The following is a 3,429-nucleotide window of genomic DNA, read 5'->3' as shown; positions in this document are numbered from 1 at the left end:
GCATGTCGCCGACGATGCGGCCTATGCGCATGCGCTGGCCGAGAATGTCGCGCCTCTGGTGGCGGAGCTGATGGGCCATCACGACGCCTTTGTCGCGCCGGCCACCACGACGGGCAAGAACATCGCACCGCGTGTCGCGGCGCTCCTGGATGTGATGCAGATCTCCGACATCCTGTCGGTCGAGGGGCCGGACAGCTTCACCCGGCCGATCTATGCCGGCAACGCGATCGCCACGGTCAAGACCAGCGACAAGAAGCTGGTCGTCACCGTGCGCGGCACCGCCTTCGACAAGGCGGACGCGGAGGGCGGCAGCGGCACGGTGGAAGCCGTGGCGACGACGGGCGACAAGGGTCTCTCCAGCTACACCGGCTCCGAGATTGCCGAGAATGCCCGGCCCGAGCTTACCTCGGCCAAGATCATCGTCTCGGGTGGCCGCGCGCTGGGGTCCGAAGAGCAGTTCCACGCGCTGATCGATCCGCTTGCCGACAAGCTGGGGGCTGCGGTCGGCGCAAGCCGCGCCGCGGTGGATGCCGGCTATGCCCCCAACGACTATCAGGTCGGCCAGACCGGCAAGATCGTCGCCCCCCAGGTCTATGTCGCGGTCGGCATCTCGGGTGCGATCCAGCATCTGGCCGGCATGAAGGACTCCAAGGTCATCGTCGCGATCAACAAGGACGAGGACGCCCCCATCTTCCAGGTCGCCGACATCGGCCTGGTCGGCGACCTCTTCAAGCTGCTGCCAGAGCTTACCGAGAAGCTGTGATCGGCCGGCTCCCCTTCCGCACCGGAGGGGGAGCCAGTTCCAGATGCCAGAACTGGTTGAACGCGCTCGGCACATAGTCGCTGAACGCCTCACCTTTGGTGAAGCCGCGGCTTGCATAAAGCGCGAGCGCCGGCTCGAATGCCTCCCCGCTGCCGGTTTCCAGGCTCAACCGTGTCAGACCCTCTGCACCGGCGACGCCGATGATATGGTCGAGCAGTGCAGCGGCCACGCCGCGGCGCAGCGCTTGGGGATGCGTGCGCATCGACTTCACCTCGGCCATGTGTGCGCCCAGTCGTTTCAATGCGGCGATGCCCGCCACCTGTCCGTCGCGCCAGGCGGTCCACACGGTCATCTCCGGCGCGCGCAGTCCCGACAGATCGAGCGCAAAGACATGCCCCGGCGGCGATCCGGCATGCATCCCTGCCAGATGCAGCGCGAGCAAGCCCCGCACCGAGGCATCGGTAAGATCGTCTTCCCGGATACGGATCGTCATGTCTTGATCCTGGCCTATCTGGACAGCCGATCGCAAGCACGTGAGACTATGTACCTATGATCGCCTGCCACCTCCGCATCACCGGACGCGTCCAGAACGTCTTTTATCGCAACTGGTTCGTGGAGCAGGCGCAGGCGCTGGGGCTCGACGGGTGGGTGCGCAACCGCGCCGATGGGTCGGTCGAGGCGGTAGTGCGTGGATCACCCGAGATGATCGACGCCATTGTCGCGAAAGCGCGTGAAGGATCGCCCGCTTCCCGCGTCGAGCATGTTCACGTGTCGGACGCGGCACCCGATGAGGTGCCGAACGGCTTTGCCAAGCGCCCGACGCTGTGATCGCGCTGCTGCTGCTGGCCCAGGCCGCGAACCCGCCCGTCGACATTCGCGTCGAGAGGCTGCTCGCCCAGGCGCCGATCATCGACGGCCATAACGATCTTGCCTGGGAACTGCGCGAAACGGGCGCGCTCGTCGATCTGTCCCGCGACACCAGCCGCCTTCCCCGCGCCCTGCAGACCGACATTCCCCGCCTGCGCAAAGGCGGCGTCGGCGGCCAGTTCTGGTCCGTCTGGATACCGGCCACCGTCACCGGGCCGCGCGCGGTGGAGATGACGCTGGAGCAGATCGATATCGTCCGCCGCTTCGTCGCCGCTCACCCGGAAGACTTCACGCTGGCGACCACCGCAGCCGACATCGCTGCGGCCCGGACGAACGGCCGCATTGCCTCGCTGATCGGGGTCGAGGGCGGGCACCAGATCGATGGCCGCCTTTCGGTCCTGCGCCAGTACAAGGCGCTTGGTGTCGGCTACATGACGCTGACACATGGCCGCAGCCTTTCCTGGGCCGATTCGGCCACCGACGATCCTATCGCGAACGGCCTGTCCCCCTTCGGCCGGCAGGTGGTGGCGGAGATGAACCGCATCGGCATGATCGTCGATGTCGCGCATGTCTCGGATGCGACGATGGCCGCGGTGCTGGACATCGCCACGGCGCCGGTCATCGCCAGCCATTCGGGCGCCCGCGCGGTCGGAGTTGCGCCGCGCAACATTCCCGACGCCCTGCTCCGCCGCATCGGTGCCGGCGGCGGCGTGGTGATGGTGAATGTCTATCCCGCCTTCGTCTCGACCGCGTGGCGCGCCTGGGACCAGGCCCGCACCGATCATGCCGCAACGCTCGGCGTGCCCGCCGACGTGTACGGCTCCCGCGCGCCCGCCCCGCTCGTCGCCTGGGACGCCACCCATCCCGAACCCCGCGTCACCGCCGCGATGGTCGCCGACCATGTCGATCACATCGCCAGGGTCGCCGGGCGCGGCGCCGTCGGCTTCGGCGGCGATTATGACGGCATCGGCGGCACCGGCCCGCTGGGCATGAAGGGGGTCGACGGCTATCCGCGGGTCCTTGCCGAACTTGCCCGGCGCGGCTGGAGCGACACCGATCTCGCAGGCCTCACCCGCGGCAATATCCTGCGCGTGATGGAGCGGGTGGAGGCGGTGGCCCGCAACGCCGCCGCCACGCGACCGATCGACGCGATCGACCCGCTCGCGCGCTAGGCTTCGGGGATCGTCCGGGGCGTCGTCGCCTGCTCCAGCGGTGCCACGCGCGCCAGCAGTAGCGCGACGATCAGCGCAAGCGCCGCCAGCACCAGGCAGAACAGCGTCACTCCCCGCCAGCCGCCATGCGTCCAGGCGAAACCGCCCGCCGATCCCAGCACACTCGATCCCGCATAATAGAAGAACAGGTACAGCGCCGCGCCAAGCCCCCGTGCCGCACCTGCCCGCCGCCCGACCCAAGCACTTGCGATCGAATGCGCCCCGAAAAAGCCTACCGTCACCACCGCGATACCGGTCACCACCAGCGCCAGCGGCCGCGCCGCGGCGATCCCCAGCCCCGCGATCAGCAGCATGACGGGCACCCAGAACACCCGCCGCCGCCCGATCCGCCCGGCAAGTCCGCCGAACCATGCCGAACTTGCCGATCCCAGCACGTACAGCAGAAACACCGCCCCCACCGCACTCTGGCTGAGGTGATAGGGCGCAGCGATCAGTCGATAGCCGGCGTAGTTATAGACGGTGACAAACGCCCCCATCAGCAGGAAGCTCTCGGCAAACAGCAACGGCAGGGCACGGTCGCGGAACAGCGCACCCGCCTGCGCCGCCAGACCGCCCACGCTACTGCGC

5 protein-coding genes are annotated in these 3,429 nt (G+C 68.3%); 3 read left to right on the top strand and 2 right to left on the bottom strand.

Going from position 1 to position 3,429, the window contains the following annotated elements; all coding sequences use genetic code 11:
- On the top strand, window positions 1-763 hold a 763-nt coding region (locus Q0U08_RS19040), incomplete at its 5' end, for an electron transfer flavoprotein subunit alpha/FixB family protein (protein WP_298093319.1).
- On the opposite strand, the gene Q0U08_RS19035 is transcribed toward Q0U08_RS19040, so the two are convergent.
- Complete coding sequence (locus Q0U08_RS19035) at window positions 747-1,256, bottom strand: GNAT family N-acetyltransferase (protein ID WP_298093318.1); 510 nt, start codon at window positions 1,254-1,256, stop codon at window positions 747-749. The genes Q0U08_RS19040 and Q0U08_RS19035 overlap by 17 nt on opposite strands.
- A 56-nt stretch (window positions 1,257-1,312) precedes the next feature.
- On the opposite strand from Q0U08_RS19035, the gene Q0U08_RS19030 reads away from it, so the two are divergent.
- Both Q0U08_RS19030 and Q0U08_RS19025 read left to right on the top strand, forming a co-directional pair.
- On the top strand, window positions 1,313-1,591 hold the full coding sequence (locus Q0U08_RS19030; RefSeq protein ID WP_298093317.1) for an acylphosphatase: 279 nt from the start codon (window positions 1,313-1,315) through the stop codon (window positions 1,589-1,591).
- Entirely contained in the window at window positions 1,588-2,802 is a 1,215-nt protein-coding gene (locus Q0U08_RS19025) for a dipeptidase (protein ID WP_298093316.1), read from the top strand. The genes Q0U08_RS19030 and Q0U08_RS19025 overlap by 4 nt, the downstream gene beginning before the upstream one ends.
- Here Q0U08_RS19025 and Q0U08_RS19020 read toward each other — a convergent pair.
- The coding region (locus Q0U08_RS19020; protein WP_298093315.1) for an MFS transporter at window positions 2,799-3,429 on the bottom strand (631 nt) is incomplete at its 5' end. The genes Q0U08_RS19025 and Q0U08_RS19020 overlap by 4 nt on opposite strands.

Origin of the sequence: uncultured Sphingomonas sp. (genome assembly GCF_946477935.1) — a bacterium.
Lineage (GTDB): Bacteria > Pseudomonadota > Alphaproteobacteria > Sphingomonadales > Sphingomonadaceae > Sphingomonas.
This window is presented reverse-complemented; position numbering and strand designations above follow the sequence as displayed.